This window comes from Novosphingobium sp. (assembly GCF_025351285.1).
Taxonomy (GTDB): Bacteria; Pseudomonadota; Alphaproteobacteria; order Sphingomonadales; family Sphingomonadaceae; genus Novosphingobium.
Window position 1 is genome coordinate 1 of record NZ_JANXWG010000028.1, and the last position, 24,234, is coordinate 24,234.

The window sequence follows — 24,234 nt, forward strand, 5'->3', positions numbered from 1 at the left end:
GCTGGCATTCGGGGTGACGAAGGAGCCTAGCCATGATCAAGACCTCCCCTGCCCATGCGATGTCCCAGAAGCCCAGCGCCGGCGTGTTCGAGCCCAAAGTGCTGTCGGCCGGCGCTGCATTGCTGTCGCTGTTGCTTGCCGCCGGATTGGCGGCGCGACTGGCGCGCGGGCTGCCGCCGCTTCCCGCCATTCACAGCGTGTGGCTGGCGATCCACCTTGCGACAGTCGTACCCGCCGTGCCGATCGGCGCCTGGCTGCTGGCTCGGCGCAAGGGCGATCGCACGCACCGGATGCTCTGCCGCATCTGGGCATCGTTGATGATGGTGGCAGCCATATCCAGCTTCGGCGTGCACACCATCACCGGCGGTCTCAGCCCGATCCATATTCTTTCGGCCATCACCATCGTGGGGCTGGTCGTAGCGGTGCGCGCCGCCATGCGCGGTGATATCCGTGTCCACCAACGCGCGATTTCGCGGCTGTTCATTTCGCTGATCCTGGCGGGCCTCGCCACCTTCATCCCTGGTCGACTGATGTTCGCGTGGCTGGTCGGATGAGCCGGGCGCGAATCTTGCCCGGCTTGCCCGCAGCGCGCACTGGTGGCCACATTTCGTCAAAGCGCGGGGAGCCTTCTGGAGAATCGGCACAGACCAGCCCACAGAAACCGTGATCGGAGATTCGACTTTCGGCACCCTTTGCCCAGTATATGATACAAAACGATTTGCCCGCCTTGCGCGGATCTATTTTATTGAATTAAAAAGACATTTATTGAATTATTCGATGAATCAAGCCGTGTCGGCCAAGCATCTGTTTATCAATTTTGCCGAATTTGCATTTGCGCTATGCTGTTTGCGAATCGTTAGGGGCAAATTGTGGTGAAAAGCTTCATTCGTATTGGCGCTGCGCTCGTCGTTCTCGCAACTTCATCAAGCGCCATGGCCGGCCCTCCAAAGTTGGCCAAGGCATCGAGCGGACAGAAGCTTCAAGAAGCGACCATGAACGACGTGCCTCACTGCACACGAAAGTTGGGTACAGTTTCGGTCCGAGACGGTGACGATCCTTTGCCGTGGACTCAAAACAGCCTTTCTCCGCCGTCCAAGTTGCTGAAAGTGCTGATCGCTCGATCCGGATGCTTCAATCTTGTCGATCGCGGTGCCGGATTGAATGCGGCGCAGCAGGAACGCGATATCGGCAACGGCTTGGGGCTGCAGCGTCGTTCCAACGTCGGCCAGGGGCAGATCAAAGCAGCCGACTATGTCCTTGTGGCGGAAATCCAGGGCGCGAACAGCAATGTAAGCGGGTCGGGCGCCGCAGGGGTCGTTGGCGCAGTTGTCGGCGGTCCGTTTGGTGGCTTGCTTGGTGGCATTCGCAGCAAAAAAGCCGAAGCCAACACGGTCCTGTCCCTGACCAACGTCCGCACGACCGAAACCATCGCAACCGAAGACGGTTATGCGGCCAAGAAGGATACCTCGTTTGCGGTCGGTGGCGTCTTCGCCGCGGGAGGCGTTGGTGGCGGTGGTATCGGCGGGGGGTATGACAACACCGATATCGGCCGGGTGGTCACGCTCTCGTTCATTCAAGCCTATTCGAAGATGGTCACCAGCCTTGGCCTGGTGCAGCCGGGTAGCGAAGGCACCGCCGAGGCATCCCCCGCCAAGACCTTCACCACCATCAGCCCCGTTGCGATGCGCGCAACGGCGCTCGCCGCCAGCCGCGTGATCCGCACCCTGCCACCCGGCTCGATCGTCTACCCGACCGGCAAGCAGAGCGGGTTGTGGTGGGAAATCGCCGACGAAAACGACAATGTCGGATGGGTCCTGAACACCAAACTGGCACCTTCGCGCTGATCGCGGGTTACCGAAAACTGGCAATCACCGGGGCCGTGGTGGCGCAGGCATTGGAACCACTGCTGGGCTGGGCGCGGCTCTGGTGGGACGATCACCGCACGAACTTCTGCACCCGCCGCCCGGTGATATCGACGACATAGATCGCACCGCTCGGATCGGCGGCGATGTGGTGCGCCATCATGAACTGGCCGTCCTGGTTGCCGAAGCGGCCGACCCGTTCGATCAGGCGCCCATGACGATCGGTAATGACCAGGCCAGAACGGTCGGGTCCATGTTCGGGCTGGACCCCGCCGTCGGCGATCGCGACTTCGCGCGTTCCGATCAGCGCCACGCCGTAAGGCCGCCCGATTGCTGGCGAGGCCCATTGCTCGAGGAAGCGGCCATTGGCGTCGAACACCTGGACGCGGTCGTTTTCCCGATCGGCAACATAAACCCGCCCGGCACGGTCGATCACGATCGCGTGCGGATGATCGAACTGGCCCGGTCCCTGCCCGGGCGTACCCCACTGACCCAGGAAACGGCCATCGGGGGTGAACCGCGCGATGCGTGTGTTGATATATCCGTCGGCGATCAGCACGGTTCCGTCGGCTGCCACCGCGACCTGGGTCGGGCGATTGAAGTGCCCGCCATCTTTGCCGGCGACGCGCGGTTCGCCCAGCGTCAGCAGCAGCTTGCCCTCGGGGGTGAACTTGAACACCTGCTGCAGCGCGACGTCGGTAAGCCAGATATTGCCCCCAGCATCGACCGTCAGCCCGTGCGGCATCACGAATTGCCCCGCGCCCCATTCGCGCAGCAACCTGCCGGTCCGCCCGTCGAACTGGGCCACGGTCGGCTCGGCAATGGTGGTGGGTGGGAACGGTTCGCTCCACGTCCGGCTCGCGCGGTGAAACACCCAGACATTGCCCGACCGGTCGACCGACACTCCGGCCACCGCGCCAAGCGCGCGACCAGCCGGCAGCATCGGCCAACCGTGGACGACGTGGTAGCCCGGCTGCGGCACCTTGTGTCCAGCGGCCACGACCGGCAAGCCCGCGATCAGCGCAAGTGCCAGCGCCCCGATCATGGTCTTTCGCATCATCGCATCCGTTCTCGCTTGCCGGCCAGCAGCGGCGTGGTTACGCGGCTGTATGACCCGCTTCTTCATCATGCGCCACGGCGAAACCGTGTTCAACGCCGCGCGACGGTTGCAGGGGGAGCAAACGCATACCCCGCTGACCGGGGCCGGGGTGGCACAAGCGCTCGAGATGGGCGAGCGGTTACGCGATGCCCTTGGCCACGCACCAGCGGTCACGCTCCACGTTTCGGACACGGGACGCGCGTTGCAGACGTTGGCGCTGGTGGCCGATAAGCTCGGTCTCGACTGGTTCGCCGCGCACCGCGATGCGCGGCTGCGCGAAATCGGCATGGGCGCATGGGGTGGCCGGCTTTACGACGAAGTGCAGGGCGAAGTCGGCCCGATCGTCGATGCCGATCACTTGCTCACCCCCGCGCCCGACGGCGAGGACTACCCGGCGATCGCGGCACGGCTGACGTCATGGCTGGCTGATGTGGGTCAGGTGGAAGGAGATCGCCTGATTGTCATGCATGGAATTTCAAGCCGCGTGTTGCGCGGGGTGATGAGCGGGCTTGCCCCTCACCCGCGCTACGGCGCACCGATCGCGCCGGGGTTGACGCAAGGATCGATCACACTGCTCGAAAATGGTGTCGACGGGCTGCTTTACGGTGCCCCGATCGGGGTGATGCACGCGTGAGCACTGGACGATGACTGGCGAAGCGGTCAACTTGCGCATGGCGCGCAAGGCCCGCGAACGGAAAGATGCCGCCGCGACCGCCGCCACCAATCGCGCAAAGTTCGGCGAAGCGAAGCCGGCGCGAATGGCACGCAAGGCCGAAGCGGCGCGCGCGGCACGGATGCTCGACGGCAATCGGCGCGAACCTGACTGATGCGCACCACCTTTTCCGATGCAACAGTGCGACTGTATCACCTCGACAGTGCGTCCGAAGGCGGCGCGGCAACGACGCTCATTTACGGATCGCTCGCCCAGGCTCTCGCGCTCGCGGCCGAACAGCCCGAGGACGTGCAGGACGGTTTGTTCATCGCCACAGACAACGATGTGGTGGCTTACCTCGATTTGCTCGAAGGCTGAGAGGCGCTTTCCTACATCGGCCAAGTTGTGCCATGAGCCGCGCATGAAAGCTGCGATTCTGACCATGCCGATTGCCAGAATTCGCCAGTTTTTCGGTGAATCAGAAGGACGCCAGGGGCGAGCCCGACGTTTTCTCCAGGACACCGTCAACATCGTCAACACTGTCACCTTTCTGGCGATCGCCGTGCTTGCCTTGGCTCCCCCCGCGGCGGCGCGCGACAGCCTGGGCGTGTTCGAGACCTGGGGCGCATTTCGCGATCCCGGCGTGCCGCGCTGCTATGCGATCGCGCGAAGTCAGCGGCGCGGCGGGCAGATCGGATACGCAACGATCGGCATCTGGCCGCGCGCCAAAGTGCGGGGGCAAGTGCACTTCCGGCTTTCGCGCGCTGTTGGCCCGGGCACTCGGATCGATCTGCGCATCGGCAGCCAGGCGATTGCTTTGGTCGGCAGCGGGTCGGATGCGTGGGCGCCCGATCAGCGCGGCGATGCCGCGGTGATCGCGGCGATGCGCTCCGCCGAACGCATGACGGTGCGGGTACGCGTCCCGGGCCGGCAGGGCGGTTCGTTTGCGGATAACTACAGGCTCGCCGGTGCGGCCACTGCGATGGATGCCGCGCTGGTCGGCTGCGCGGGTGGCTGATGCGCGAAGCCCGGACCGGCCAGCAACTTTTCTGGCACCGGCCCGGGCTTGCATTTTCGTCAGCTTGTCAGGGACTTAGAAGCGCACGCCGACAGCGGCCACGACCTGGTGACGGTCGGTATCGATGTCGAAGCTGCTGCTGGCGTTCGACGTGCCGCCATAGACGACGCGACCACGGCCGTAGTTCGAGTAGCGATACTCGACGCGGGCAAAGGTCTTTGCGCTCGGGGCCACTTCAACGCCGGCGCCAACGCGGTAGCCGCTGACGCCCAGGTCGTTGCGGTAATCGGTGGTGCCGTCATTGGCGCGAATGTGGAAGCGCGCGTCGGTATAGCCGCCCTTGGCATAGACCATCGTATGCGGCGAAACGACGAAGCCGAGACGGCCACCGGCGTAAAGGTCACGGCCGGTCGAAACGCTGCCGAAGCCGAAGCTGGGCTGGTTGTACCCGGTCTTGGCGTTGCTGTCGGACCATTCGACTTCGGGCCCGATCACAACATTGCGGCCGATCGGCAAGTCGTAGCCGGCGGTGGCACCGTAAAGCAGGCCTTCGATCTTGCGGTGATCGTAAGCGACCGAGGCGCTGCTGCCGGCACGGGTCTGGTCGTAGCCGATTTCGGCGCCGATCTTGAAGCCGGACATGCCGGTTGCGTAATCATCCGGCGCGGTTTCCTGCGCCAATGCCGGGGTGGCGAGCGCGATGCCGGCGCCAGCGGCAAGGAGGGCGATGAACTTGGACATGGGTTTTCTCCATTGTGCTTTTGGACACTGCCGACCTTGCGAACCGAAAGAAGTGGCCGGCAGAGCATGGACAATGAACGGCAGGGACGCCGGTTTCATGAACCTCAGACAACCAAAATCCGTTGTAATTTAGTCACATACGCGTGCGTCCAGCGGGTCCAAGGGTCGGTCCGGGCGGGGAACCGGGTGGGATCGACTGAGTCGGGCGGATCGAAACACCGCCCGCTGGCGCTGGCGGCCCATCGGACCTATATGCCGGGGCTATGACCCCGCTGATGACCATTCCCGGCCAGACCGATCCTGTGCCCGTGCCCCGCGCCGCTTCAACAGGCGGCATCACCACGCGCAGTGACGGCCGGATCGACCTGATCGGCCTGCCCCGCGCGCGCATCGCCGAGCTATTCGCCGAAGCCGGTCTAGATGCCAAGGCCGCCAAGTTGCGCGCCAAACAAGTCTACCACTGGCTCTATCATCGCGGCGCTTGCCAGTTCGAGGCGATGACCGACATCGCCAAGACCATGCGCCCGTGGCTGGAGGAACGCTTCGTGATCGGCCGGCCCGAGATCATGGAAGCGCAAGTTTCGACCGATGGCACGCGCAAGTGGCTGCTGCGTACCGCCGATGCTCACGATTTCGAGATGGTGTTCATCCCCGATGCCGATCGCGGGACTTTGTGCGTCTCCAGCCAGGTCGGGTGCACGCTCAATTGCCGGTTCTGCCACACCGGCACAATGCGGCTGGTGCGCAACCTGACCCCAGGCGAGATTGTCGGCCAGGTCATGCTGGCGCGCGATGCGCTGGGCGAATGGCCGCGCGGGCGGATGGACGTTGCCGAGGAAGAATCCGAGTCCGATTACACGTCGGACGGCCGCTTGCTCACCAACATCGTGATGATGGGCATGGGCGAACCGCTCTACAATTTCGACCATGTCCGCGATGCCTTGCACATTGTGATGGATGGCGATGGCCTGGCGCTATCGAAACGCAGGATCACGCTGTCGACCAGCGGCGTGGTGCCGCTGATGGCACGCGCCGGCGAGGAAATCGGCGTGAACCTGGCCGTATCGCTCCACGCGGTCAGCAAGATCGTGCGCGACGAAATCGTGCCGATCAACCGCAAGTACGGGATCGAAGAACTGCTCTCCGCCTGCGCTGCCTATCCCGGTGCCTCGAACGCGCGGCGCATTACCTTTGAATACGTGATGCTCAAGGATCGCAACGACAGCGACGACGACGCGCGCGAACTGGTCCGCCTGCTCAAGCACTACAAGCTGCCCGCCAAGGTCAACCTGATCCCGTTCAACCCATGGCCCGGCGCGCCTTACGAATGCTCCACACCCGAACGGGTGCGGCGTTTTTCCGACATCGTGTTCGAAGGCGGCATCAGCGCGCCGATCCGCACCCCGCGCGGACGCGACATCGATGCCGCTTGCGGTCAGTTGAAGACATCGGCCGAGAAAAAATCGCGCGCCGAACTCGATCGGCAGACCGCCGAGGTCTGGGCCGAAAAGCAGGCCGCGATGGACTAGCCGCGTTTCGATCGCAAACCGCCAAGGTTACCCCGAATTCATGTTCGCCGCCGGAGCCAATCGGCTGCGAAGCCGTTCTGGGTACACTACAAGCGTAAAGCGAGAGGATTTTCCCGATGAAAAAGTTCCTGATGGCCGCCGTCCTGGCGGCATTTGCCATACCCGCAGCGCCTGCAATGGCCCAGATGAACGCCCAGCACGGCATGCAGAACAATGGCCACACAATGGGCCAGGACATGCACCGCGATGGCGCGACCGTGAACACCAAGGCGCGTGACATGAACCATGATCGCCGCGAAGGCATGGCAGACCGCCACGACATGCGCCGCGATCGCAGCGAAATGCGGCACGCCCGTCATGACATGCGCCGCGAGCACCGCGATATGCACCGTGGCCGCTATCACACCCAGCATGATCGCCGCCATTGGCGCCACCACATGCGCCGTGGCCAATACCACGGTTGATGCAAACGGCGCGGGGCAGCGGTCCCGCGCCGATCTTGCAGGCGATCAGCTTGGCATGAAAGCCAGCTTTGCGCCGGACGCGATGATGGTCGACCGGCCACCCACCCAGACTTGTCCGTCGGCGTCGATCGAACAATCAATCCGCCCATCCGCACCGACCTTGCAGCCCTGCCCCGCCAGATAGCGCCCCTGTGCCAAACCGTTGGCAAAGAGATACTGTGCGCAGGCCGCGTTAAGGCTCCCGGTGACAGGGTCTTCGATCACTTTACCCTGCCCATTGGCAAAGAATGCGCGCAATTCGAACTGAAGCTCATGATCTTCGGGATAAGCGGCAACAACGCCGATATCTGTGCCGACCGACGCTTCGGCGAGCGGGTTCAGCGCCAGCAATTCCTCCACCGACCCCACCCGCAACAGCTTCCAAGCCGGGCCATTGTTCGCGTGGACTGCATCGACAATCTGTTCGGGTCGCACGCCCGCTATACGCGCCGCCTCATCCCGTTCGGCCGGATCGAGCGCGCCGGACCGGATCAGCGGCGGCGCGGCAAAGGCCAGCGCAGCATCCGCCTGCTGCGCCACGCGCACCAGCCCGACCTGGCATTGCTGAACCACGACGCCGGGCGTGCGCGGCACACCGCCCTGGGCAAGCCAGGCGTGACACGACCCAAGCGTGGGATGCCCGGCGAACGGCAACTCGCCGGCGGGGTAGAAGATCCGCACCGCATAATCGGCGGCAGGATCGGTCGGTGCGAGCAGGAACGTGGTCTCGGAAAACCCCAACCACCGCGTCAGCGCCAGCATCTGCGCATCGCTCAGTCCTTCGCCGCCGCGCACCACGCCAAGCGGGTTGCCACGCATCGGCACCGACCCGAACACATCGACCAGATCGAGTAACAAAATCCACGTCCTTTCAACCATGCAAACGATGGATCGGCAGCACAAATCGCTTTTTAAACAACTAATCCCGCCCATCTGGGATGTGTTGCTACAATTTGCGCCATTTCACCCGGAAACTTCGCCCTGCCCGGATCGTTCTAGCGCCATCGAACAGAAACAAGGAAACGTACAATGAAGAAGGCAATCCTGGCTGCGGTGCTTGCAGCCGTCGCGCTTCCCGCCGCTCCCGCGCTTGCCGATCCGCCGTCGTGGGCCCCGGCGCATGGCCGCCGTGCGCATGAGCAGAACCAGTATCAAAACCAGAACCAGTACCAGAACGGCTATCGGGCCTATCAGCCGCGCCGTGGCTACGATCGCCGCCTCAGCAACAACGATCGCATCTGGCGCGGCAATGATGGCCGTACGTACTGCCATCGCACCGACGGTTCGACCGGTCTGGTCATCGGCGCCGGGCTTGGCGCGCTGGCTGGCAGCGCCATCGCCAGCAATCGCGACCAGACGCTGGGCATCATCCTGGGTGCGCTGGGCGGCGGCGTAGCGGGTCGCTCGATCGATCGCGGCAACATCCGCTGCCGTTGATCCGGCCATCAATCACTTGCCGGGCACAACTTTGTGCCCGGCAAGCAGTTGGCTTCACTTCGCGTTGAGTTCCTTCACGAGCGCCGGCGCCGGATAAATTTTCTCGAGCGCCTGCTGCACCGCCGCGGTCGACACCACGACCGTGCGATTGACGTCTCCCTCATAGCCGTAATTGCCGCCGAGCGAGTGGATGTTCCCGTCGAACGCCGCACCGATTACGTTGCCATCGCGATCGACCACGGGCGAACCAGAGTTGCCGCCGATGATGTCGTTGGTCGTCACGAAGTCGTAGGGCGTGGCCTTGTCGATCCTGGCCGCGTTGGTGGTGAAGGCTTTGGCCAGCACGAACGGATCGTTGCCTGTTGCGCGGTCGAACGCGCCGCCCATCGTGGTGATCGGCGCGACATCCGCCCCGCGTTCCTTCCAGCCCTGGACCTTGCCATAGCTGACCCGCAGCGTGAACGTGGCGTCGGGATAAAGTCCGGTGCCGTACGCCGCGAACCGCGCATCGGCGAGCTTGGCGGTGGCCGATGTGATCGGGCCATCATAGCGTTCGTTGAACACCTTGGTCAGTTCACGATCGCGCGCATCGAGAGCCCTCGCGTACTGGATCATCGGATCGGTCGAAGCCGCAATGGCGGCCGCGCCACCATCGAGCAGTGCCTTGCGCGCCGCCGGATCGGCCAGCGTGGTGCCTCCCAGCAACCGCGCCGCCAGGCCTTCGGGCGATTCCTTGCCGAGCAGCAGCCGGGTATCGGCATCGTCCGCGCCCAGGTATTCGCGCGCCTTCGACAGGCTCCATTCGAGCTTGATCTGTTCGAGCCACGGGTAGACCGGGCGCGGATCGGTGATCTGCTTTTCGAGCAGCGGCAGCCGGCTGTCGGTATATTCGGGCAGTCGCTCGCCATTGGGCTTGGCACGTTCTGCGGCGATCTTCACCAGATCGTGCGCGAATTCGTACAAGTCCGAATTGGGCCGGAGAAAGCGGTACGGCAGGTACAGTTCGCGATAAGCGGCAACCGCCTTGGCGGTATCGGCCCAGGGATCGCCGATCGCGGCGTTGCCCGCGACTTTGCCGCGCAATTGCGCTTCATTGTCGGCCAGTGTCTTGACGAAAGTCGGATCGTTAAGCGCCTTCTGCCGGCCGACGAACACCTTGAGGCTGTTCTCGATGCCGAACAGCGTATCCCCGCCTTCGCGTTTCTTGTCGGCCGATTGCTCCATTGCCGAAATGATCCGGCCGCGCAGTTCGGAATAGGTCGACAGCGTGATCGGCAACGACACTTCGCGCACGAAGGCAAAACGGTCCATCGTGTAAAGCCGCTGCGTGCTGCCGGGGTTGCCCACCACGAACGTCGGTTCGCCCACCTTGGGCGCGCGCGCGGTCCACTTGAGATGGCTGGAGACCTTGACCGGCTTGTCGTTTTCATAAGCGCGCAGGAACGCCGAATCGAGCGCATAGCGCGGGTAATTGAAGTTGTCGGGATCGCCGCCGAAGAACGCTGCCTGGAATTCGGGCGCCCACACCAGCCGCACATCGGAATACTTGCGGTAGGTATAAAGCTTGTATTGCCCGCCGCCGAACAGCGTGACCACCTGGCAGCGCGTGGTTTTCGTATCGGAACAGCCCGCCTTTTCGATCTCCGCAATCTTGGCGTCGCGCGCCTTGACCAAGGCATCGCCGGTGGCGCCACCGATCGCCGCCTTGATCGCGCCGGTCACGTCGCTGATTGCCGTCACGACTTCGGCCTGCTGGCCGGGGCACTTGCGCTCCTCGGTCCGCGCCGCGGCGATGAAGCCGTTGGCGACGAGATCGTTGGTAGCGGTGGAAAGATCCTGCGCGCAGCCGACCACGCAGTGATGGTTGGTGAGAATCAGCCCCTCGCCCGAAACGAAGCTGGCCGAACACCCGCCGGTCAGCCGCACCGCCGATGCACGCACCCTGTCGAGCCACGCCTGATCGGGTGCAAAGCCGTAATCCGCCTTCATCTTCGCCGTCGGAAAGGCGTCGAAGGTCCACATGCCTTCATCGGCCATGGCCGGGGTTGCGCCCAGGGTCACACCAAGCGCGGCGCCGGTAAACAGGCCCCCGCCGAGCAATATTGCTTTGATTGTCATCCATGTATCCTGTCGTTGTACGAGCCAGTACCGATCCCGCGCGTAACGGCGGAGGGAAATGGTTCGAATGGTCTGGCGGCACGATTTGCGCACCGGCATGCTGCCATCATGACAAGCTGAAGCGGCCTAGAAAAGTGGTTTGTGATGAGCCGATTGTGAGATGCGGATTTTGCAATCAGGCCGTAGCGATCATGGAACGGGTCCCCGTTTCAGGGGTTGCCAGCCATGGCCATGAACTTAGGGTGCGCTGAATGTGGTTGCTCGACAAGATTCTGCGGCGCGTCATCCATCAGGGACGCATTCACCTGACCGACTACGATGGGCGCGAATACGACTATGGTGATCCTTCTGCCGATCCGGTTTCGGTCCGGCTGACCGACAAGGGCGCCGCCATGCACATCGCGCGGCACCTCGATGTCGGCGCGGGCGAAGCCTATATGCACGGCCGGCTGGTGGTGCTGCCGCCGCACGATATCCGCGACATGGTGCTGCTGTTCATGGCCAACGCCAACCGCTTGCCAGGCGCGATGAAGCCGGCAAACCCGTTACGGCACAGCCTGAACGTGCTCGGCGGCAAGCTGAACCAGTTCAACGTGCGCGGACGAGCCAGCCGCAACGTCAAGCATCACTACGACCTGACCCGTCAGTTCTACGAGCTGTTTCTCGATGAGGACCGGCAATATACGATGGCCTATTTCCGCGATCCGGAGAACTCGCTCGAACGCGCGCAAGTCGACAAGAAGGCGCTGATCGCGGCCAAGCTTCGGCTGGTGCCCGGCAAATCAGGCCATTTGCGCGTGCTCGACATCGGCTGCGGCTGGGGCGGTCTCGCGCTGTATCTCAACCGGCATTACGGTTGCGAAGTGCTCGGCGTGAGCCTGGCGCCCGATCAGATCAGGTTCGCGCAGGAACGCGCCGCTGAAATGGGCGTGGCCGACAAGGTCAAATTCCAGCTCATCGATTACCGCGACGTCGAAGGACAGTTCGACCGCATCACCAGCGTCGGCATGGTGGAACACGTCGGCAAACCGCACTTGCAGGAGTATTTCACCAAGACCAACGCCCTGCTCAACGACGATGGGATCATGCTCACCCACACCATCGGCCGTGCGCGCGGGCCGGGCGTGACCGACAAATGGACGCGCAAATACATCTTTCCGGGGGGCTTCATCCCCGCGCTCAGCCAATTCACCACGGCGCTGGAACAGGGCGGCTGGGAGGTCTCGGACATCGAAGTCCTGCGCTTCCACTATGCCTACACGCTGGAGGAATGGTACCGCCGCGCCAAGCTGCACGAGGCTGAAATCACCGCGCTCTACAGCGCCGAGATGTTCCGCATGTGGCAGTATTACCTGGTGGGTGCAGAACAAAGCTTCCGCACCGGAGCGATGGTCAACTTTCAGATCCAGTCGGTCAAGCAGCGCGGCGTGTTGCCGATGACGCGCGACTACATGGACATCGAAGCAATCCGGCTGCGCGCGATCGACCAGGAACCGGCCTGGCATCTCGATCCCGCATTCCAGGAAGCTGCCGAATAGCGCCTATTTGCTCGGCACGATCCACTGCGTGAAGTCGAAGTTGCTGAACGCCAGCCAGCCATAGACCCAGTTCGCATAGAACAGCGCGAACGCCAGCGTGGCGAACAGCGTGGTGCGCTTGATCACCGTCCACGGCCGGAAGTTGATCGGCGCGCTATCCGCCTGCCCCGGCACCATGGCCGTGGTCTTGTCGTCGGCCGGGGTGCGCAAGCCGAACGGCATCACGGCGAAGGCGGTGATCACCCAGAACAGCAAATAGATCGCGGCGATCGAAAACCAGCGCACCGTTCAACCCTCCCGCAACAAGACCTGGACCACGGGCTTCTTGCCCGACCAGCGTTGCGCCGCGCGTCGCCCGGCCAGCCGCACGGCTTCGGCCACGGCGCGCCGATCGCGCTTCTTGTCGCCCTTCAGCGCGGAAACCGCATCGGCCACGTCGACTTGCGCTTCGGCCACGAAATCCGCCAGATCATCCTCAAGCGGAATACCGATCGCCGCGACTTCGACCTGGCTTTTCAGCTTGCCTTCAAGGCTGACCGCCAGTGCCACGGTAACCAGGCCGTTTTCCGCCAGCTTGCGCCGCGCCACCATCGCCGCGCCATCGGCAGGTGCGATCACTTCGCCATCGAGCACCAGCCGGCCGTTGACTTCCTCGCCCAGCTTGTGCGGCCCATTGGGCGCCAGCCGGATCAGATCGCCGTTCTTCTGGACGATCGTGCGCGGAATGCCCGCCGCCTGGCCGACGCGCGCCTGCTCGGCCATGTGGCGGATTTCGCCGTGGACCGGCACGAGCATCTCGGGCCTGATCCAGCGGTACAAGGCCTCGAGCTCGGGCCGCCCAGGATGGCCCGAAACGTGGATCATCGATTGACGGTCGGTGACGATCGAAACGCCCTTGAATGCCAACTGGTTCTGGATGCGCCCGATCGCCAGTTCGTTACCCGGGATCTGGCGGCTGGAGAACACCACCGCATCGCCGGCTTCGAGCTTGATTGGGTGCGATCCGCCCGAAATACGCGCCAGCGCGGCGCGTGATTCGCCCTGACCGCCGGTGGCCAGCACCATGACTTCGCGCCGTGGCAGCCGCATAGCGGAATCGGGATCGATCGTGTCGGGGAAGTCTTTCAGATAGCCGCACGACTTGGCCACGCCGATGATCCGATCGAGCGAACGCCCGGCCACGCACAACTGGCGCCCGGTGGCCACCGCCACTTCGCCCAGAGTCTGCAACCGCGCCACGTTCGAGGCGAACGTCGTCACCACCACGCGCCCGGTCAATCCGCCCACGGTTTCGAGCAGCCCGTCGCGCACCGCGCCTTCGGAACCCGATGGCTTGGCATTGAACACATTGGTCGAATCGCACACCAGCGCGAGCACGCCGCTGTCACCCAGTTCGGTCAATTCCTCGGCCGTGGCGGGAACGCCGATGATCGGTTCGTCGTCGAGCTTCCAGTCGCCGGTGTGGAACACGCGGCCATACGGCGTGTCGATCACCAGCGCGTTGCCCTCGGCTATCGAGTGCGCCAGCGGCACGTAGCGGATGCCGAACGGGCCGAGCCAGAACGGGTCCTCGTGATCGATCACCCTGAGTTCGACGTCATTCGTCAGCCCGGCTTCCTTCAGCTTTTCGGCGACGAGCTTGGCGGTGAACGGCGTGGCATAGAGCGGCACGCCCAGTTCGGCGGCGAAGTAGGGCACCGCGCCGATGTGGTCCTCATGCCCATGCGTAAGCACCACGCCGACAAGGTCCTTGGCGCGTTCCTCGATGAACTCCAGGTCGGCGAACACCAGGTCGATGCCCGGATAGTAGGGATCGGCGAAAGTCATCCCCAGATCGACCATCAGCCATTTGCCATCACACCCGTAAAGGTTGACGTTCATCCCGATTTCGCCCGAGCCACCGAGCGCGAGAAACAGTAATTCGTTACCTGGGGTCACAACTTTGTACTTTGCAAATGGGGAATCCCGAGCCAGTCAGGCGGCGGCGGGTGATGCGGCGGCCGTAGCGCGTTCCGCGAGAATCGCCATACCCTTCAAGGTCAGGTCGGGCTCCACCACGTCAAAAACCGCACTATGCCCGTCGAACAGCACCGCCAGCCCGCCGGTGGCAATCACTTTGGCCGGGCGGCCGATCTCCACCTTCATCCGCGCGATCAGGCCTTCGAGCAAGGCGACGTAGCCCCAGAACACGCCGATGTGCATCTGGTCTTCGGTGTTGCGGCCGAGCACGCTCCGGCTGTTGCCACCGCTCGAAATGTTCTTGGGCGGTTCGACCGCGATGCGCGGCAGCTTGGCGGTGGCATTGACCAGCGCATCGAGCGACAGGTTGATGCCCGGCGCGATGATCCCGCCCTTGTAGGCGCCGGTGAAATCGACCGCGTCGAACGTGGTGGCGGTACCAAAATCGACAATGATCAGGTCGCCCGGATGCGCATCGTGCGCGGCGATGATGTTGACCGCGCGATCGGCGCCGAGCGAACGCGGTTCATCGACATCGGCAGTAAAGCCCCAATCGAACGGCGCCTGCCCCGCCACCAGCGCCGGCTGTCCGAAATAGTTGTGCGACAGCACCTGGATGTTGTGCAGCGCGCGCGGCACCACGGTCGACACGATGATGGTATCGACATCCTCGCGCGAGAAACCCGCGATGCGCATCAGTTGCAGCAGCCACACCGCGTATTCATCCGCCGTGCGGCGCGGGTCGGTAGCAATCCGCCAGCGCGCGGCAACGGTGCGCCCGTCCATCAGCGCGAACACCACGTTGGTATTTCCGATGTCAATCGCCAGCAGCATCCGCTCTCACCAGTTCTATTTCGCCCGCGTGGATGGCACGCATGGCGCCGTCCGCCAAGCGCAGTAGCGCCGCGCCATGCGGTTCGAGCCCCGCAAATGTGCCTTCGATCGGTTCTCCGCCCGCATCGCGCACCATCAGCCGCGTGCCTAGCGGGTGCGCGCGCTCCAGCCATTCGCCGCGCAGGGCCGGCCAATCGCCCAAGTGCCAGCTTGCGAGGGCCGATGACCATTGCGCCGCCAGCGCCTCCGCGAAAGTATCTCGCGCGATATCAAGCCCTGCGCTGCGCAAGCTCGCGCTTGGACGATCGGGCAGATCGGGGGCGGGGGCAAGGTTGACGCCGATGCCCACGACCACTGCATCACCCTGCCGTTCGAGCAGGATGCCGCCAAGTTTCGCGCCTGCCAGCAAGACGTCGTTCGGCCACTTGAGCCAGACGTCGCGCAAGCCCGGAGACAGCCCGCTGATGGCGCGATGAACCGCCACGCCGGCAACCAGCGCGAGCGTTGGCGCGGGTGGATCGCCGGCGCTCAACCACGCAACTGTCGAGCCCATGAAGTTGCCTAGCCCGTCGAACCACGTCCGTCCGGCACGCCCGCGCCCGCCGGTCTGGCGATCGGCGACGAGCCAGTCACCCTCGCCAGTGGCTTGCCCGTCGGCCAGCCGTGCCAGCAACGCGCTGTTGGTTGAACCGATCTCTGCAACGGTTTGGATCAACCCCGAAACATCAACCGACGTGGAACAACGCGGCTGCCGCCCCGTCTGCCAGCCCGCCCAGCCACGGCGTAGCCAGATAGCCGAGCGGCGAAATGAACACGCCCGACGCGATCAGCAGCGCGAAGTGCGGCGTGTCGCCGGCGCCGGTGACCTTGCCCACATCCTCGTCGAAATACATGACCTTGACGACCTTGAGATAATAGAACGCCCCGATCACCGAAGCCGCGATGCCCAGCGCGGCCAGCCACAGCAGCCCCGACGCAACCGCCGCCTGGAACACCACGAACTTGCCCCAGAACCCGAACAATGGCGGGATACCCGCCAGGCTGAACATGACCGCTGCCAGCGCGGCGGCAATGCCGGGGCGGCGCTTCGACAGGCCGCCGAGATCGGCGATCGCTTCGATCTGGTTGCCTTCCTCATCGCGCAGCAGCAACACCGCAACGAAGCCCGCGACCGACATCGCAACGTAGATCGCCAGGTACACCAGCATCGCCGACGCGCCCTGCGGCGTCGCGGCGGCCAGCCCGACCAGGATGAAGCCGACGTTATTGATCGACGAATAGGCCATCAGTCGCTTGATGTTGCCCCCCTCTGCGTTCGTTTGCCCGATCGCGCCCAGCGCGCCGATCACGATCGAGATCAACGACACGAACACGATGATCTGCCGCCACGCGCCGACTTCAGCGCCGAACGCCACCAGCATCACCCGCATCAGCAGCGCCATCGCCGCGACCTTGGGTGCGGTGGCGAAGAACGTGGTCACCGGCGTCGGCGCGCCTTCGTAGACGTCGGGCGTCCACATGTGGAACGGCGCGGCGCTGATCTTGAAGGCCAGGCCCGACAGCATGAAGATCATGCCGAAGGTCGCGCCCATCGCCATCGGACCATTCAACGCGGCGTGGATGCCGTGGAAGCTGGTAGTGCCGGCAAAGCCATAGACCAGGCTCATGCCAAACAGCAGAATCCCGCTCGCCAGTGCGCCGAGCACGAAATACTTGAGCCCGGCTTCGGCAGAACGGTCATCGTTGCGCAGGATCGAGGCGAGCACGTAAGCCGACAAGCTGTTCAGTTCGAGCCCGATGTAGAGCATGATCAGGTCGGTTGCAGAAACCATCAGCCCCATGCCCAGCGATGCGAACAGCACCAGCAGCGGGAATTCGGCACGCATGCCGCCCGATCGATCGAAGAACCGCGGTGCGATGATCAACGTTACGATGGCGGACAAATAGATCAGCAGCTTGCCAAACGCGGCAAAAGCATCACCCGAATATTGACCCTGAAACGCCGCAACCGCCGATCCGGACAAATGCCCGGTCAAGCTTGGCGCAACCAGCACACCCGCCACGACCAGCGCCGTGATTGCCAGCAGGCCGATCAACCGCGCGGCCTTGTCGCCGCCCCACGCAGCAACCATCAACAGGCCAAGGCCCGCAACGCTCAGCCATTCCTCGGGCGCGCCGAGGCGGAGCGAATCCACCAGAGTCATCAGCGCGCCTCCCCGACTTTGGTACTTGGTGCCACGGCCAGCCGTGCGGGTTTGACTTGCGCATGCACACCGGCATTCGCCATCTTCCACCGGCTCGCCGCCATGCGCGCTTCGAGCGCGCCGATATCGTTGCGCATCGGAGCGAGGAAGCTTTCGGGGTAAATGCCCATCCAAAGAACAACCAGCGCCAGCGGGATCACCATCGCGAATTCGCGCATATCCAGATCGGGCATCGCGGCGGTATCGGCATGCTTCTGTTCACCGAAGATCACGCGGCGATAAAGGTACAACATATAGCCTGCGCCCAGGATGATACCGGTGGTGCAGACCAGCGTGACCGTGGTCGAGCTTTGCCAGATGCCCGCCAGGCTCAGGAATTCACCGACAAACCCGCTGGTGCCCGGCAACCCGACCGAGGCCATCGTGAACACCATGAAGAACAGCGCATAACGCGGCATGTTGATCGCCAGCCCACCGTAACGGTCGATCTCGCGCGTGTGCAGCCTATCGTAGATGATGCCGACGCACAGGAACAAGGCGCCGGCGACCAGTCCGTGGCTGAGCATCACGATCATCGTGCCTTCAAGGCCCTGGCGGTTGAACGCGAACAGGCCGACCGTGACGATCGCCATGTGCGCGACCGAGGAATAGGCGATCAGCTTCTTCATGTCGTGCTGCACCAGCGCGACGAGGCTGGTATAAACCACTGCGATCATCGACAGCACAAAGATCAGCCGCGCGAATTCCACGCTGGCATCGGGGAACATCGGCAGCGAGAAGCGGATGAAGCCGTAGCCGCCCATCTTCAACAGAACGCCCGCCAGGATCACCGAACCCGCGGTGGGTGCCTGCACGTGCGCATCGGGCAGCCAGGTGTGGACCGGCCACATCGGCATCTTGACCGCGAAGCTGGCGAAGAACGCCAGCCACAGCCACTTCTGCGCGCCGACCGGGAAATTGTACTGCATCAGCGTGGGGATGTCGCTGGTTCCGGCGTTGTTCACCATCCAGAACATCGCGATCAGCATCAGTACCGAGCCGAGCAGCGTGTAGAGGAAGAACTTGTAGCTGGCGTAGATCCGGTCCGCGCCGCCCCACACCCCGATGATCAGGTACATCGGGATCAGGCCGGCTTCGAAGAAGATGTAGAACAGGAACAGATCCTGCGCAGTGAAAACGCCGATCATCAGCGTTTCCATCAGCAGGAACGCCGCCATGTATTCGCCGACGCGGGTCTGGATCGAAGTCCAGCTCGCGCCGATGCACACCGGCATCAGGAATACCGACAGTTCGATCAACATCAATGCGATGCCATCGATGCCCAGCTTCCACGAGAAGCCCGCGAACACGGCGGCATGCTCGGTGAACTGCCACTGCGGGCCGCCGATCTGATATTGGCTCCACAGCACGACGCCGAGCGCAAAGTCGATCAGCGTGGCCACCAACGCGATCATCCGCGCGGTGGGCGCAGAAGCCTTGAGGCAGGCCACCGCCCCGACGAGCGGCACCAGCAGCATCAGCGAAAGGATCGGAAAACCCGTCATCGTGCGATCACCCAGCTGACCGCGCCGACAAGTCCGACGAGCATGACCAATGCATAACTATAGAGATATCCCGATTGCAGTTTCACCGCGGCGCGGCTGCCTTGCGCAACCACCCAGGCGGCACCATTGGGGCCAAAGCGATCGATGATGCCTATATCGCCGAGCTTCCAGAACTGTCGCCCGATCCAGAACGCGGGGCGGACGAAAATCAGGTCGTACAGCTCGTCGAAGTACCACTTGTTGTAGAGGAAACGGTGGACGACGGTGAACTGCTCGACGAAAAGCGCCGGGAAGCGCGGGTTGCGGATATAGGCGTACCAGGCGACGAACAGCCCGGTGAGCATCACGATCGTGGGCGCAAGGCTCCAAAAGCCGATGTGCTCGGATGCCTCGATCAGCTCCTTGTCGACGATCACCGCGCCCTTCCAGAACTCGGCCGCGCCTTCGAGGCCTACAAAATGCGGTGCGAACACCCAGCCGGCGAAAATGGCGCCCACCGACAGCAAGCCGAGCGGGATCAGCATCGACAGCGGGCTTTCGTGCGGGTGGTAGCCGGCGGTGCCGTCGCCATGCGCATCGTGGCCATGGGCCCCATGCGAGTGATCGTCGTGCGCGTGATCGTCCTGCGCATGATCGCCATGGCCGTGCACATCGTGAACCGCGTGCTGGATATGCTCGGACTGCGCCCAGCGGGGCCTGCCGAAGAAGGTCAGGAACACCAGCCGCCACGAATAGAAGCTGGTCAGCAGCGCGGCGAACACGCCCATGCCCCAGGCGAAGCGGCCCATCTCGCTGCCGCTGGCGAAGGCGGCTTCGAGGATCGCGTCCTTCGAATAGAACCCGGCGAACCCGAAAGCGCCTGCGATGCCCACCCCGGTGATGGCGAGCGTACCCGCTGTCATCGCGTAGAAGGTCAGCGGGATTTCTTTCCGCAAGCCGCCGTAATAGCGCATGTCCTGCTCGTGGTGCATCGCGTGGATCACCGAGCCCGCGCCCAGGAACAGCAGCGCCTTGAAGAAGGCGTGCGTGAACAAGTGGAACATCGCCGCGCCATAAGCGCCGACGCCCGCCGCGAAGAACATGTAGCCGAGCTGCGAGCAGGTCGAATAGGCGATCACCCGCTTGATGTCCCACTGCGTGGTGCCGACCGTGGCGGCGAACAAGCAGGTTGCGGCGCCGATGAAGGTCACGAACGTGGACGCGGTCGGGCTCGCATGGAACATCGGCGAAAGCCGGCAGACCATGAACACGCCTGCAGTCACCATCGTGGCCGCGTGGATCAGCGCCGAAACCGGGGTCGGACCTTCCATCGCGTCGGGCAGCCAGGTGTGCAGACCCAACTGCGCCGATTTGCCCATCGCGCCGATGAACAGCAGGATACACAGCACGGTCATCGTATCCCACTGATGACCCAGGAAATGGATCATCTGGCCGTGCACCGACGGCACCGCATCGAGGATCGCCGGGATCGAGACCGTGCCGAACACCCAATACGTGCCGAAAATGCCGAGCATGAAGCCCAAGTCACCCACGCGGTTGACCACGAAGGCCTTCTGCGCGGCAGCGTTGGCGCTGGGCTTGCGGAACCAGAACCCGATCAGCAGGTACGATGCGAGCCCCACACCTTCCCAGCCGAAGAACATCTGGACGAGGTTGTCCGCCGTCACCAGCATCAGCATCGCGAAGGTGAACAGGCTGAGGTAGGCGAAGAACCTCGGCTGATCGGGGTCCTCGTCCATGTATCCCCACGAATAGAGGTGGACCAAGGCCGAGACGCTGGTCACCACCACCAGCATCACCGCGGTCAACGTATCGACGCGCAGCGCCCAATCGAACTGCATCGCGCCCGATGAGACCCAGTGGAGCACCGGGGTGACACTCGCTTCGGCATGGCCGCTGAGGAAGCTGATGAAGATCGGCCACGACAGCGCGCAACTGATGAACAGCGCGCCGGTGGTCAACGTCTTGACCGCCAAGTTGCCGAGCGCCTTGTTGCCAAGGCCGCCCACGATAGCTGCCAGCAACGGCAGGAAAACGATGAAGAGGATTTGCAACGGACTTACCCCTTCATCCGGTTGACGTCGTCGACCGCGATCGTGCCGCGCCGGCGGAAATAGATGACCAGGATGGCCAGGCCAATCGCCGCCTCGCCCGCCGCCACGGTTAGCACGAACATAGCGAAAATCTGGCCGGTGAGGTCATGCAGGAAGGCGCTGAACGCGACGAAGTTGAGGTTCACCGCGAGCAGGATCAATTCGATCGCCATCAGGATGATGATCACGTTCTTGCGGTTGAGGAAAATCCCCAGCACGCCGAGCACAAACAGGATCGAGCTCACCACGATGTAATGTTCAATACCGATAGAACTTGGGCCGATCACAGTTGAATCCCTTGGCCAACTTCGGGCCGTTCGTTGCGCGTGGCCTCATCGGGCCGGCGCGCAACTTGGCGCGAAATGTTCTGCCCGCGCGTATCGCTGCGCTGACGGTGCGTCAGCACGATCGCGCCGATCATCGCCACCAGCAGGATCATTCCCGACGCTTCGAACACGAACAGGTAGCGGCTGTAGAGCAGCGCGCCGATCGCCTCGATATTGCTTTGCCCGGTGGCGGTCATCGCGCTGCCATCAGAGGCGCCGAGCTTGAGCCCACCCACTTTCAGCGCGCCCAGCCCCAGCACCAGTTCGCTCACCAGCACCAGCGCCAGAGCGATCCCAAGCGGGAAATTGCGCACGAACCCGGCGCGCAGTTCGGCAAAATCGATGTCGAGCATCATCACCACGAACAGGAACAGCACCGCCACCGCGCCGACGTAGACGATCACCAGCAGCATCGCGATGAACTCGGCGCCCACCAGCACCATGAGTCCCGCCGCGTTGAAGAACGCCACGATCAGCCACAGCACCGAATGCACCGGATTGCGCGCCAGGATGCAGAACGCACCGCTCGCGATCACCAGCACGGCGAAGAGATAGAAGGCGAAAGCCTGAATCATGGACGGATCCCCATCGTCGCGCGGCCTCTAGCGGTAGGGCGCATCGGCTTCAAGGTTCGCGGCCAAGGCCCGCTCCCACTTGTCCCCGTTCGCGAGCAGCTTGGTCTTGTCGTAGAGCAGTTCCTCGCGCGTTTCGGTCGCGTATTCGAAGTTCGGCCCCTCGACGATGGCATCGACCGGGCAGGCTTCCTGGCAAAAGCCGCAGAAAATGCACTTGGTCATGTCGATATCGTAACGCGTGGTGCGGCGGCTGCCGTCATCCCTTGGCTCGGATTCAATTGTAATGGCTTGGGCCGGGCACACCGCCTCGCACAGCTTGCACGCGATGCAGCGTTCCTCGCCATTGGCATAGCGGCGCAACGCGTGCTCGCCACGGAAGCGGGGCGAGAGCGGGTTCTTCTCGAACGGATAGTTGATCGTCGCCTTGGGCTTGAAGAAGTACTGCAAGGTCAACCAGTGCGCCTTGAGGAACTCCCACAGCGTGAAAGCTTTGATGAGTTGTCCGACGCTCACTTGCAAACTCCACTGCTCTGCATTCGCGCATATTGGCCAGCATCAGAATACAATGTCTGATCAGCATCACAGAAATGGTGCGTTGCCATCAGATACCCGCTCACCAGGAACACGAAGAACAGCGACAGCGGCAGGAACACCTTCCAGCCCAGCCGCATCAACTGGTCATAGCGATACCTTGGCACGGTCGCCTTCACCCAGCTGAAGATGAAGAAGAAGAACAGGATCTTGAGAAACAGCCAGAAGAAGCCGAGGCTGATCATCGTGCCTGGAATAAAGTACAGGAACGGCAGGTCGAGCGGCGGCAGGTATCCACCCCAGAACAGCGTGGCGTTGAGCGCGCACATCAGCAGCACGTTGGCGTATTCGCCCAGCCAGTAGAGCGCGAAGCTCATGCTCGAATATTCGGTCTGGTAGCCGGCGACGAGCTCGCTCTCGGCCTCGGTCAGGTCGAACGGCGCGCGGCCGGTTTCGGCCATGCCCGAAATCAGGAACATCACCCACATCGGGAACAGCAGCGGGTTAGCGACGAAGCCGTTGATGATCCACACATGGCTCTTTTGCGCCTGGACGATGCCGTCGAGGTTGAACGTCCCCGCCCACAGCACCACGCAGATCAGGATGAACCCGATCGACACTTCGTACGAAATCATCTGAGCAGAGGCGCGCATCGCGCTGAAAAACGGGTACTTCGAGTTCGAAGCCCAACCCGCCATCACCGTGCCGTAAACCCCCAGCGAACTGATCGCGAGCACGTAGAGCAGGCCCACGTTGATATCGGCCAGGATCGCGCCCGAATTGAACGGGATCACCGCCCAGGCCAGTAACGCGACCGTAAAGGTCACGATCGGCGCGATCAGGAACAGCGCCTTGTTCGCGGCCGAGGGGATGATGGTTTCCTGCAGGAACACCTTCAACCCGTCGGCGAACGACTGGAGCAGCCCGAACGGCCCGACCACGTTCGGCCCCTTGCGCAGCGCCATCGCCGCCCAGATCTTGCGATCGGCATAAATGATCATCGCCACGCCGAGCATCAGCGGAAACGCGATCAGCAGGATGCCGGCGATGGTGGCCAGCGCCCAAGCGGGTGCATAACCCATCGTAACATGCAATAGCTGCCACTGGTGAACCCAGCCAAGCAGGTAGAAGTCTTGAAAAAAGGAGGTCATTCCGCGGCCTCCGCAAAGCTTTCACCGTGGATCAGTTCTGCCGAGCAACGTTGCAAGGTCGGGCTCGCGCGGCAGATCGCGTTGACCAGGTAACGGTCCTTGATCGGATAGCCGATCGTGCCGCTGGCGATCGCGTTGCCGTCCGCCTTGGGCAGCGCGCCGTAATTGGCGAGGCCTTCGACGCCCAGCGCAGGCACTTCGGCGATCATCTTGGCGCGCAGGGCGGCAAAGCTGTCGAACCCGACCGTCACGCCCAGCGCATCGGACAGCGCGCGCAGGATCGTCCAGTCCTCGCGCGCATCGCCCGGCGCGAACACCGCCTTTTCGGCGAATTGCACGCGGCCTTCGGTGTTGACGTAAGTGCCGTCCTTCTCGGTGAAGGCGCTGCCCGGCAGGATCACGTCCGCCGCGTGCGCGCCCTTGTCGCCGTGGTGGCCGATATAGACGATCATCGAGCCGGCGAACTTGGCAGAATCCACCTCGTCCGCACCCAGCGAAATCACCATCTTCGGCGCCGCCG

General features: G+C 63.3%; 26 protein-coding genes. 9 read left to right on the plus strand and 17 right to left on the minus strand.

Annotated features, from left to right (window positions below; all coding sequences use genetic code 11):
• The first annotated feature begins 32 nt into the window (after positions 1 to 32).
• Positions 33 to 554 carry a DUF2306 domain-containing protein gene (locus Q0R16_RS03425; RefSeq protein ID WP_295631946.1) on the plus strand — a complete coding sequence of 174 codons (522 nt, stop codon included), beginning with the start codon at positions 33 to 35 and terminating at the stop codon, positions 552 to 554.
• A gap of 318 nt (positions 555 to 872) precedes the next feature.
• Positions 873 to 1,844, plus strand: coding sequence for a CsgG/HfaB family protein (locus Q0R16_RS03430; protein WP_295631949.1), 972 nt, complete (start codon positions 873 to 875; stop codon positions 1,842 to 1,844).
• A 91-nt stretch (positions 1,845 to 1,935) separates the two neighbouring features.
• Here the strand turns inward: Q0R16_RS03430 and Q0R16_RS03435 are convergent, their stop codons facing one another.
• Entirely contained in the window at positions 1,936 to 2,919 is a 984-nt protein-coding gene (locus Q0R16_RS03435; RefSeq protein WP_295631952.1) for a peptidyl-alpha-hydroxyglycine alpha-amidating lyase family protein, read from the minus strand.
• A gap of 52 nt (positions 2,920 to 2,971) precedes the next feature.
• On the opposite strand from Q0R16_RS03435, the gene Q0R16_RS03440 reads away from it, so the two are divergent.
• Genes Q0R16_RS03440 through Q0R16_RS03455 form a run of 4 tightly spaced genes read left to right on the plus strand, consistent with a single transcriptional unit; the run spans position 2,972 to position 4,631 of the window.
• Positions 2,972 to 3,595, plus strand: coding sequence for a histidine phosphatase family protein (locus Q0R16_RS03440; protein WP_295631955.1), 624 nt, complete (start codon positions 2,972 to 2,974; stop codon positions 3,593 to 3,595).
• A 10-nt stretch (positions 3,596 to 3,605) separates the two neighbouring features.
• Positions 3,606 to 3,788: a DUF4169 family protein gene (locus tag Q0R16_RS03445; protein ID WP_295631958.1), complete on the plus strand. Its 183-nt coding sequence runs from the start codon at positions 3,606 to 3,608 to the stop codon at positions 3,786 to 3,788.
• Complete coding sequence (locus tag Q0R16_RS03450) at positions 3,788 to 3,991, plus strand: hypothetical protein (protein WP_295631961.1); 204 nt, start codon at positions 3,788 to 3,790, stop codon at positions 3,989 to 3,991. Before Q0R16_RS03445 ends, Q0R16_RS03450 begins: the two co-directional genes overlap by 1 nt.
• Positions 3,992 to 4,034: 43 nt before the next feature.
• The gene (locus tag Q0R16_RS03455; protein ID WP_295631964.1) at positions 4,035 to 4,631 is read left to right on the plus strand and encodes a hypothetical protein; all 597 of its coding nucleotides are present in this window, start codon (positions 4,035 to 4,037) and stop codon (positions 4,629 to 4,631) included.
• Positions 4,632 to 4,706: 75 nt separating this feature from the next.
• On the opposite strand, the gene Q0R16_RS03460 is transcribed toward Q0R16_RS03455, so the two are convergent.
• Entirely contained in the window at positions 4,707 to 5,372 is a 666-nt protein-coding gene (locus Q0R16_RS03460) for an outer membrane beta-barrel protein (protein WP_295631966.1), read from the minus strand.
• 263 nt (positions 5,373 to 5,635) lie between these two features.
• On the opposite strand from Q0R16_RS03460, the gene rlmN reads away from it, so the two are divergent.
• Entirely contained in the window at positions 5,636 to 6,901 is a 1,266-nt protein-coding gene (gene rlmN, locus Q0R16_RS03465; protein WP_295631969.1) for a 23S rRNA (adenine(2503)-C(2))-methyltransferase RlmN, read from the plus strand.
• A gap of 86 nt (positions 6,902 to 6,987) precedes the next feature.
• Here rlmN and Q0R16_RS03470 read toward each other — a convergent pair whose 3' ends face one another.
• Entirely contained in the window at positions 6,988 to 7,353 is a 366-nt protein-coding gene (locus Q0R16_RS03470) for a hypothetical protein (RefSeq protein ID WP_295631972.1), read from the minus strand.
• A gap of 57 nt (positions 7,354 to 7,410) precedes the next feature.
• The gene (locus tag Q0R16_RS03475) at positions 7,411 to 8,262 is read right to left on the minus strand and encodes a PhzF family phenazine biosynthesis protein (protein WP_295631975.1); all 852 of its coding nucleotides are present in this window, start codon (positions 8,260 to 8,262) and stop codon (positions 7,411 to 7,413) included.
• Positions 8,263 to 8,433: 171 nt separating this feature from the next.
• Here Q0R16_RS03475 and Q0R16_RS03480 point away from each other — a divergent pair, with 171 nt between their 5' ends.
• Entirely contained in the window at positions 8,434 to 8,841 is a 408-nt protein-coding gene (locus Q0R16_RS03480; protein ID WP_295631978.1) for a glycine zipper 2TM domain-containing protein, read from the plus strand.
• A gap of 54 nt (positions 8,842 to 8,895) precedes the next feature.
• On the opposite strand, the gene Q0R16_RS03485 is transcribed toward Q0R16_RS03480, so the two are convergent.
• On the minus strand, positions 8,896 to 10,959 hold the full coding sequence (locus Q0R16_RS03485; RefSeq protein ID WP_295631981.1) for a S46 family peptidase: 2,064 nt from the start codon (positions 10,957 to 10,959) through the stop codon (positions 8,896 to 8,898).
• A gap of 251 nt (positions 10,960 to 11,210) precedes the next feature.
• Between Q0R16_RS03485 and Q0R16_RS03490 the strand changes: the two genes are divergently transcribed.
• Positions 11,211 to 12,497, plus strand: a complete 1,287-nt coding sequence (locus Q0R16_RS03490; RefSeq protein WP_295631983.1) for a cyclopropane-fatty-acyl-phospholipid synthase family protein — start codon at positions 11,211 to 11,213, stop codon at positions 12,495 to 12,497.
• Between the two features lie 3 nt (positions 12,498 to 12,500).
• On the opposite strand, the gene Q0R16_RS03495 is transcribed toward Q0R16_RS03490, so the two are convergent.
• The 12 genes from Q0R16_RS03495 to Q0R16_RS03550 all read right to left on the minus strand — a co-directional run.
• On the minus strand, positions 12,501 to 12,782 hold the full coding sequence (locus Q0R16_RS03495) for a DUF1467 family protein (RefSeq protein ID WP_295631986.1): 282 nt from the start codon (positions 12,780 to 12,782) through the stop codon (positions 12,501 to 12,503).
• Positions 12,783 to 12,785: 3 nt separating this feature from the next.
• A complete protein-coding gene (locus tag Q0R16_RS03500; RefSeq protein ID WP_295631989.1) occupies positions 12,786 to 14,435 on the minus strand; it encodes a ribonuclease J in 1,650 nt (549 codons plus the stop codon).
• 36 nt (positions 14,436 to 14,471) lie between these two features.
• Entirely contained in the window at positions 14,472 to 15,290 is an 819-nt protein-coding gene (locus Q0R16_RS03505; protein WP_295631992.1) for a type III pantothenate kinase, read from the minus strand.
• Entirely contained in the window at positions 15,274 to 16,005 is a 732-nt protein-coding gene (locus Q0R16_RS03510) for a biotin--[acetyl-CoA-carboxylase] ligase (RefSeq protein ID WP_295631995.1), read from the minus strand. The genes Q0R16_RS03505 and Q0R16_RS03510 overlap by 17 nt, the downstream gene beginning before the upstream one ends.
• Positions 16,006 to 16,015: 10 nt before the next feature.
• Positions 16,016 to 17,494, minus strand: coding sequence for an NADH-quinone oxidoreductase subunit NuoN (gene nuoN, locus Q0R16_RS03515; RefSeq protein WP_295631998.1), 1,479 nt, complete (start codon positions 17,492 to 17,494; stop codon positions 16,016 to 16,018).
• The gene (locus tag Q0R16_RS03520) at positions 17,494 to 19,038 is read right to left on the minus strand and encodes an NADH-quinone oxidoreductase subunit M (protein WP_295632001.1); all 1,545 of its coding nucleotides are present in this window, start codon (positions 19,036 to 19,038) and stop codon (positions 17,494 to 17,496) included. The genes nuoN and Q0R16_RS03520 overlap by 1 nt, the downstream gene beginning before the upstream one ends.
• Positions 19,035 to 21,092, minus strand: coding sequence for an NADH-quinone oxidoreductase subunit L (gene nuoL / locus Q0R16_RS03525; RefSeq protein WP_295632004.1), 2,058 nt, complete (start codon positions 21,090 to 21,092; stop codon positions 19,035 to 19,037). The genes Q0R16_RS03520 and nuoL overlap by 4 nt, the downstream gene beginning before the upstream one ends.
• Before the next feature lie 5 nt (positions 21,093 to 21,097).
• Positions 21,098 to 21,400 (minus strand): NADH-quinone oxidoreductase subunit NuoK, encoded by a 303-nt coding sequence (gene nuoK, locus Q0R16_RS03530; protein ID WP_295632020.1) that lies wholly within the window; start codon positions 21,398 to 21,400, stop codon positions 21,098 to 21,100.
• Between the two features lie 14 nt (positions 21,401 to 21,414).
• Complete coding sequence (locus tag Q0R16_RS03535; RefSeq protein WP_295632007.1) at positions 21,415 to 22,032, minus strand: NADH-quinone oxidoreductase subunit J; 618 nt, start codon at positions 22,030 to 22,032, stop codon at positions 21,415 to 21,417.
• Positions 22,033 to 22,059: 27 nt separating this feature from the next.
• Positions 22,060 to 22,545 carry an NADH-quinone oxidoreductase subunit NuoI gene (gene nuoI, locus Q0R16_RS03540; RefSeq protein ID WP_295632010.1) on the minus strand — a complete coding sequence of 162 codons (486 nt, stop codon included), beginning with the start codon at positions 22,543 to 22,545 and terminating at the stop codon, positions 22,060 to 22,062.
• Positions 22,542 to 23,645, minus strand: a complete 1,104-nt coding sequence (gene nuoH / locus Q0R16_RS03545) for an NADH-quinone oxidoreductase subunit NuoH (protein WP_295632021.1) — start codon at positions 23,643 to 23,645, stop codon at positions 22,542 to 22,544. The genes nuoI and nuoH overlap by 4 nt, the downstream gene beginning before the upstream one ends.
• Before the next feature lie 65 nt (positions 23,646 to 23,710).
• Positions 23,711 to 24,234 (minus strand): molybdopterin-dependent oxidoreductase (locus tag Q0R16_RS03550; protein WP_295632017.1); only part of this gene is annotated, 524 nt, incomplete at its 5' end.

Coding starts and splice junctions, on each gene's coding strand:
- Q0R16_RS03425 (WP_295631946.1), top strand. CDS start 33: ATGATCAAGACCTCCCCTGCCCATGCGATGTCCCAGAAGCCCAGCGCC.
- Q0R16_RS03435 (WP_295631952.1), bottom strand. CDS start 2,919: ATGCGAAAGACCATGATCGGGGCGCTGGCACTTGCGCTGATCGCGGGC.
- Q0R16_RS03440 (WP_295631955.1), top strand. CDS start 2,972: ATGACCCGCTTCTTCATCATGCGCCACGGCGAAACCGTGTTCAACGCC.
- Q0R16_RS03445 (WP_295631958.1), top strand. CDS start 3,606: ATGACTGGCGAAGCGGTCAACTTGCGCATGGCGCGCAAGGCCCGCGAA.
- Q0R16_RS03450 (WP_295631961.1), top strand. CDS start 3,788: ATGCGCACCACCTTTTCCGATGCAACAGTGCGACTGTATCACCTCGAC.
- Q0R16_RS03455 (WP_295631964.1), top strand. CDS start 4,035: ATGAAAGCTGCGATTCTGACCATGCCGATTGCCAGAATTCGCCAGTTT.
- Q0R16_RS03460 (WP_295631966.1), bottom strand. CDS start 5,372: ATGTCCAAGTTCATCGCCCTCCTTGCCGCTGGCGCCGGCATCGCGCTC.
- rlmN (WP_295631969.1), top strand. CDS start 5,636: ATGACCCCGCTGATGACCATTCCCGGCCAGACCGATCCTGTGCCCGTG.
- Q0R16_RS03480 (WP_295631978.1), top strand. CDS start 8,434: ATGAAGAAGGCAATCCTGGCTGCGGTGCTTGCAGCCGTCGCGCTTCCC.
- Q0R16_RS03485 (WP_295631981.1), bottom strand. CDS start 10,959: ATGACAATCAAAGCAATATTGCTCGGCGGGGGCCTGTTTACCGGCGCC.
- Q0R16_RS03490 (WP_295631983.1), top strand. CDS start 11,211: ATGTGGTTGCTCGACAAGATTCTGCGGCGCGTCATCCATCAGGGACGC.
- Q0R16_RS03505 (WP_295631992.1), bottom strand. CDS start 15,290: ATGCTGCTGGCGATTGACATCGGAAATACCAACGTGGTGTTCGCGCTG.
- nuoN (WP_295631998.1), bottom strand. CDS start 17,494: ATGACTCTGGTGGATTCGCTCCGCCTCGGCGCGCCCGAGGAATGGCTG.
- Q0R16_RS03520 (WP_295632001.1), bottom strand. CDS start 19,038: ATGACGGGTTTTCCGATCCTTTCGCTGATGCTGCTGGTGCCGCTCGTC.
- Q0R16_RS03535 (WP_295632007.1), bottom strand. CDS start 22,032: ATGATTCAGGCTTTCGCCTTCTATCTCTTCGCCGTGCTGGTGATCGCG.
- nuoH (WP_295632021.1), bottom strand. CDS start 23,645: ATGGGTTATGCACCCGCTTGGGCGCTGGCCACCATCGCCGGCATCCTG.